Origin of the sequence: Micromonospora sp. NPDC048930 (genome assembly GCF_043197935.1) — a bacterium.
GTDB lineage: Bacteria > Actinomycetota > Actinomycetes > Mycobacteriales > Micromonosporaceae > Micromonospora.
Genome location: NZ_JBICUB010000040.1, coordinates 1 through 6,114, shown reverse-complemented (window position 1 = coordinate 6,114; position 6,114 = coordinate 1). Strand labels below are relative to the sequence as shown.

Genomic DNA, 6,114 nt, shown 5'->3' with positions numbered 1-6,114 from the left:
GACCACGACGCGGGTGTGGCCCGCCGTGACCGGCGCAGGGATCAAGCCTGACCGCCCGGAGCCGGGCACGGCGGGCCACACCCGAAACCGCAACCCAAGACGGATCAAGACCCGCCGGACGCGGCGCGCCCACACCCGGAACCGCAACCACAACGAACCGAGACCCAGCGAGGAGGGCGGGAATCAGCCCAGACGGGAGCGCACCTTGGCGGCACAGGCGGAGACCACGGTGCGCGCGTCCAGCCCCAGGCTCTCGATCGCCACGAGCGCCGTGAACACCACGTCCGCCAACTCCGCCGCGACGTCCTCCCGGGTGTGGGTGACCCCCTTGCGCGGGTTCTGGCCGAGCACCCCGATCCAGGCGGCGGCCGCCTCCCCCGCCTCCTCGGTGAGCTTGAGGATGCGGCAGGTCAGCTCGGTGTCGCCGGTGCCGTTGGCGGCGTCCAGCCAGCCCCGGGAGGCCCGGGCCGCATCCCAGATCAACTCGTCCACCGGACCAGTGAACCGGACGGCGGTGCCGATCCGTATCTGGGGGCACGGTGCGGCGACGAGGCCGCGGCGGGGACCGGAAGGGACGTGTCGGTGATGCCGGAGACGGTCGAGACGGTGTTCGCGAACGTGGTCCAGCGGAACCCGGGTGAGCCCGAGTTCCACCAGGCGGTACGGGAGGTGCTGGAGAGCATCGGCCCGGCCCTGGCCCGTCACCCCGAGTACGCGAAGGCGCGGATCATCGAGCGGATCTGCGAGCCGGAGCGGCAGATCGTCTTCCGGGTGCCGTGGGAGGACGACCACGGCCGGGTGCGGGTGAACCGCGGTTTCCGGGTGGAGTTCAACAGCGCGCTCGGCCCGTTCAAGGGCGGCCTGCGCTTCCACCCGTCGGTCTACCTGGGCATCGTGAAGTTCCTGGGCTTCGAGCAGATCTTCAAGAACGCGCTGACCGGCCTGCCCATCGGGGGCGGCAAGGGCGGCGCAGACTTCGACCCGAAGGGTCGCTCGGACCGCGAGGTGATGCGCTTCTGCCAGAGCTTCATGACGGAGCTGTACCGGCACATCGGCGCGCAGACCGACGTGCCGGCCGGGGACATCGGGGTGGGCGGCCGGGAGATCGGCTACCTGTTCGGGCAGTACAAGCGGATCACCAACCGGTACGAGGCGGGGGTGCTCACCGGCAAGGGCCTGGCGTACGGGGGTGCGCAGGTGCGGCGGGAGGCGACCGGGTACGGGGCGGTCTTCTTCGCCGAGGAGATGCTGAAGCAGACCGGGGACAGCCTGGACGGCAAGCGGGTGGTGGTCTCCGGCTCCGGCAACGTGGCCATCTACGCGATCGAGAAGCTGCACCAGCTCGGCGGCACCGTGGTGGCCTGCTCCGACTCGGACGGGTACGTGCTGGACGAGAAGGGCATCGAGCTGGAGTTGCTGCGCGAGCTGAAGGAGGAGCGCCGGGCCCGGCTCGGCGACTACGTGCGGCACGCGCCGCACGCGGTGGCGATCTCCGGTCGTACCGTCTGGGAGGTGCCCTGCGACCTGGCCCTGCCCTGCGCGACGCAGAACGAGATCGGCGGCGCGGAGGCCGCGGCGCTGGTGGCCGGCGGGTGCGTCGCGGTGGTGGAGGGGGCGAACATGCCCACCACCCCGGAGGCGGTACGCATCCTCGGCCGGGCCGGGGTGCGGTTCGCGCCGGGCAAGGCGGCCAACGCCGGCGGGGTGGCGGTGAGCGCCCTGGAGATGCAGCAGAACGCCAGCCGGGACTCGTGGACGTTCGCCCAGTCGGAGCAGCGGCTGCGGGAGACGATGCGGGACATCCACGCCCGCTGCTGGGCCACCGCCGAGGAGTACGGCCTGCCGGGCGACTACGTCGCCGGCGCGAACATCAACGGTTTCCGGCGGGTGGCGGAGGCGATGCTGGCCCAGGGTCTGGTCTGACTCTCCACTGTGGTGGCCTGACCGTTCGGTCAGACAGCGATTGACAGGGGTCGAGGGCGGACCTAGGTTCAGGACGCTACCGGCCGGTAGGCATCCGTCCCGCCTGGTCGCCCCGCCACCCGGGGCGGCACCCGTCCCCCGGGGGAGCAACGATGCTGACCTCAACCACCCGCCTGGCCCGCCGGCTGCTCGCCGTCGGCGCGGCCCTCACCCTCACCATCGGACTCGCCGGCGCCGCGCCGGCTCTCGCCGCCGACCGTGACGACGACGGCAGCCAGCCACTGCCCGGCTACACCATCAGCAACCCACCGCTGGCGCCGCTGGTCGTCGGCGGCGAGGCCACCACCGTCCGCCAGGGCGTGCACGAGCATGCCGGCTTCATCATCGAGACCCCCGCCCGGTGGAACGGCGAGCTGGTCATGTGGGCGCACGGCTACCGCGGCCAGGGCACCGTGCTCTCCCCCGAGCCGCCCGCGTTCGGCCTGCGGCAACGGATACTGGAGCAGGGGTACGCCTGGGCCGCGTCCTCGTACGACCACAACGGGTACGACATCCGCTCCGGCGTGCTGAGCACCCGGGCCCTCGCCGACTTCTTCGCCGACACCGTGCGGAAGCCCAAGCGGGTGCTGATCGCCGGGGTGTCGATGGGCGGGCACATCATCGGCCGCTCGCTCGAGCAGTACCCGGGCTACTACGACGGCGCGCTGCCGATGTGCGGGGTGCTCGGCGACCACGAGCTGTTCGACTTCTTCCTGGACTACAACCTGGTCGCGCAGGCCCTCGCCGGAGTGCGCGCCTACCCGACGCCGGACGACTACCTGACCAACGCGGTGCCGCGCATCCAGGTGGCGCTCGGCCTGGCCGGGCTGAAGCCGGGCGGCCCGGACACCACCAACGACCTCGGCAAGCAACTGCGGGCCATCACCGTCAACCGCTCCGGCGGGGAGCGGCCCGGCGCGGACGCCGCCTTCGCGGTCTGGAAGGACTTCCTCTTCAGCATCGCCACCACCGACGGCGGCGACTCCCCCGCTGAGCGCCCCGGCCAGCTCGCCACCAACCTGCTCACCCGGTACTCCCCGGACAGCCCGGTGGACGTCAACGCCACCGTGCAGCGGGTCGCCCCGGAGAACCCGTGGCAGCGGCTGTCGCCCACACTGACCGAGGTGCCCCGGATCAGCGGCCGCCCCACCGCCCCGGTGCTCAGCCTGCACGACCTCGGCGACCTCTTCGTACCGTTCAGCATGGAGCAGGCGTACGCCCGGGACGCGGCGTGGCACGGCCGCAGCCGGCTGGTGGTCCAGCGGGCGGTCCGGGCCGCGCAGCACTGCGAGTTCAGCCCGGCCGAGGCCGGCGCCGCCTGGGACGACCTGGTCTCCTGGGTACGCACGGGCGAGCGGCCGGCGGGCGACCCGGTCACCGACCCGGAGGCGGTGGCGGCACCATCCTTCGGCTGCCGGTTCAGCGACCCCGCCGCCTGGGCTGCCGGGTCGGGGACCCGTCGGTTGTACGCGCCCTGCCAGTGACGGCGCGGCCGGGACCGCGTCTCCCTCACGATCCCGGCCGCCGCCCACCGGCAAGTCGTCAGGAGAGGGCGGTTAGCCCCGCCTCGAAGGCGCCGCGCATGCCGACGTATCCGTCGATCCGCTTCTCGATCTCGGCGTAGTGCGTCCGCTGCGCGGCCGGCACCGCCGGGTCCTTCGCCGCGCTGACCAGATCGACCACTCGCGCCGCAGGTCGGTACTCCATCCAGGTCGGCAGCACGGTCACGTCGGTGACCTCCCAGCCTGAAGCGGTACGGGTGAAGGTGAACTCGGGCACCACGGCGTCCTGCGTGTTCTCCGGGGCACCGTCGTCGAACCGGGTGGTCAGATTTCCCATCCCGTAGGCGACCCACTTCCTGCCGATCTTCTCGAACGGCTGTACCACGTGGACGTGGTGCCCGATGATCAGATCGATGTCGGGCGAGGCGAGCAACTCCCGGGCCAGGTCCAACTGGTCGTCGTTCGGCGCGTTCTGGTACTCGGTCCCCCAGTGCATGGAGAGGATGACGATCTCGGCACCCGCAGCTCGCGCCCGGTGTGCCGCCGCCAGGATGGCGTCCCGGTCAATGAGGTTCGCCGCCCACGGTCGCCCGGGCGGGAGCGGGATGGTGTTGAAGCTCAGCGCGTACGAGAGTTGTGCGATCTTCACGCCTGCCACGTCGATGATGGTCGGTCGGGCCGCCTCCTCCGCGCTGCGGGCCGTGCCGGCGTGACGCAGCCCGACCCGGTCGAGGTTGTCCAGCGTTTTGGTGACGCCCTCCATGCCGGTGTCCAGCGAGTGGTTGGATGCCGTGGAGCAGGTGTCGAACCCGGCCCAGGCCGCGGCGTCGGCCAACTCCGGGGGCACGCTGAAGGTCGGCCACCCGGTGAACGGACCGCTCGGGTCCGCAAGAGGTGTCTCCATGTGGCAGATGGCGAGGTCCGCGGCGATCACCCGGGGACGGATCGCAGCGAGAACCCGGGTGAAGTCGTGGCCACTGCGGCCCGCCGCCCGGGCGTCGGCGGCGGCCTGCTCCGTGAGCGGCGGGTGCACCAGCAGATCCCCCGCCGCCACCACGGTCAGCTGGTGCTTCGGACCGGGAGCCGGGGCGGTGACCCGCGGAGCGGTGGAGGGAGCCGGCGTTACCCGTACCGGTTCCGTACAGGCCCCCGTCAGCAGCACCAGGATCACCGCAATACCCCGCTTCACCCTCATCTCGGGAATCCTGCACAGTCCCCGTGCCACCCAAGGGGCGAATGCGAAAGGACCCCTCCCAAGGGGGAGGGGTCCTTTCGCATTCGGTTGTTGTCAGCTGTTCCAGTGCTGGGCGACGATGTCGGCGGCCTGCTGCTCCCACTGGGCGTAGGCGTCCGGGTACGCGGAGACCTGCACGGTCTGGGCGGCCTCGGTCAGCGGCATGTCCTGCCACCCGTCGACCTGCTTCAGACCCTTCTCGAACGCCAGGGTCGAGTACTCGGGGTCAGTGATCTGCTCCGGCGTGCCCCAACCCGAGCTCGGGCGCTGCTGGAACAGGCCCAGCGAGTCGTGGTCGTTCTTGTCGCCGAGGTGGCCCAGGTTCTCCAGCTTCGACTCCTGCAGGCTGGTGGCGATCGAGATCACCGCGGCCCGCTCCGGCAGACCCGCCTTCTTCGTCGCGGCGATGATCGCCTTCGCGTTCGCGACCTGCTCGTCGTTCAGGTCGATCCGCGACTGCGCGCCCTGCACACCATGCGGAATCAGCTTCGCCTTGTCGACGCCAGGCTTGTCGGCCTGCACCGCGACCGCGACGGGCTTGCCCTCAACGGGGCGGGCGTCGGCGTGCGCGGCGATCGGACCGGCGAACACACCACCGGCGAAGGCCAGACCAGCAACACTCAGCATGCTCTTACGAATGATCGTGTTCATGAGACAAGCTCCATTCGGGGGTTGGCGTCCGCGCCGAGGGGGGTCAGCAACAGACGCAAGCACCGTCAGGCGCTCAAAAGAGGGGGAAAGTCTTGGGGGATCATCCGGGCTCGCGGGGCGTGGCCTCTTCGCGGCGCCGGGACCATGTGTAACGGCCGACGACCCCACATCATTCCGGGTCCGTCACCCCGCCGTGCGGGCGCTCTCCCTCGGCCGTTCACCCGTGTTCAACGACCCCCGCCCGCCCACCATTCCGGCCCCAGGATGCCGCCGACCACACCCCGAAACCGGACACACCACCCACCCGCCATCAGGCTGCCCGCCACCCGGCACGGTTCAGCCCACCCCGGCGCGGTCAGCCCCGAGCTTCGACACGCTCAGGCGCAGCACCCGGCCCGGTCACCCCAACGGCACGGCGCGGTCAGTGGAACACCATGGACGTCACCGGAGCCCGGAGACCTCCATGACGTTCCACCCAGCAAGGCGACGTCATGCGCCAACCGGACAACGCACGAACAACTCGCCACCAGTTGGACCACAGTCGGCTTGACCCACTCGAAACACCGCACAGCGGCCTGCCCGACAGCCCGGACACCGACGGCAAGCCGCAACCCGAGTCGATCTCGCGGATGAGCTGGAGCCGCACGGCCCACGTACACCAAGACCGGGGCCACGCAGGCGGCACGCCCGGACGGCGCCGGACCACGACGCGGGTGTGGCCCGCCGTGACCGGCGCAGGGATCAAGCCTGACCGCCCGGAGCCGG

6 protein-coding genes are annotated in these 6,114 nt (G+C 71.3%); 3 read left to right on the top strand and 3 right to left on the bottom strand.

Annotated elements, in window-relative coordinates:
• Positions 1-183: 183 nt before the first annotated feature.
• Entirely contained in the window at positions 184-492 is a 309-nt protein-coding gene (locus ACGFI9_RS37800) for a hypothetical protein (protein WP_393186005.1), read from the bottom strand.
• Between the two features lie 93 nt (positions 493-585).
• On the opposite strand from ACGFI9_RS37800, the gene gdhA reads away from it, so the two are divergent.
• A complete protein-coding gene (gene gdhA / locus ACGFI9_RS37795) occupies positions 586-1,923 on the top strand; it encodes an NADP-specific glutamate dehydrogenase (RefSeq protein ID WP_393186003.1) in 1,338 nt (445 codons plus the stop codon).
• 152 nt (positions 1,924-2,075) lie between these two features.
• Complete coding sequence (locus ACGFI9_RS37790; protein WP_393186001.1) at positions 2,076-3,446, top strand: alpha/beta hydrolase family protein; 1,371 nt, start codon at positions 2,076-2,078, stop codon at positions 3,444-3,446.
• Positions 3,447-3,504: 58 nt separating this feature from the next.
• Here the strand turns inward: ACGFI9_RS37790 and ACGFI9_RS37785 are convergent, their stop codons facing one another.
• Together ACGFI9_RS37785 and ACGFI9_RS37780 are read right to left on the bottom strand one after the other, a co-directional pair.
• Positions 3,505-4,659, bottom strand: coding sequence for a CapA family protein (locus tag ACGFI9_RS37785; RefSeq protein ID WP_393185999.1), 1,155 nt, complete (start codon positions 4,657-4,659; stop codon positions 3,505-3,507).
• A 93-nt stretch (positions 4,660-4,752) separates the two neighbouring features.
• On the bottom strand, positions 4,753-5,349 hold the full coding sequence (locus ACGFI9_RS37780; RefSeq protein ID WP_393185998.1) for a hypothetical protein: 597 nt from the start codon (positions 5,347-5,349) through the stop codon (positions 4,753-4,755).
• A 491-nt stretch (positions 5,350-5,840) separates the two neighbouring features.
• On the opposite strand from ACGFI9_RS37780, the gene ACGFI9_RS37775 reads away from it, so the two are divergent.
• Positions 5,841-6,114, top strand: a 274-nt coding sequence (locus ACGFI9_RS37775; protein ID WP_393185996.1) for a hypothetical protein, incomplete at its 3' end; no start/stop codon positions are given.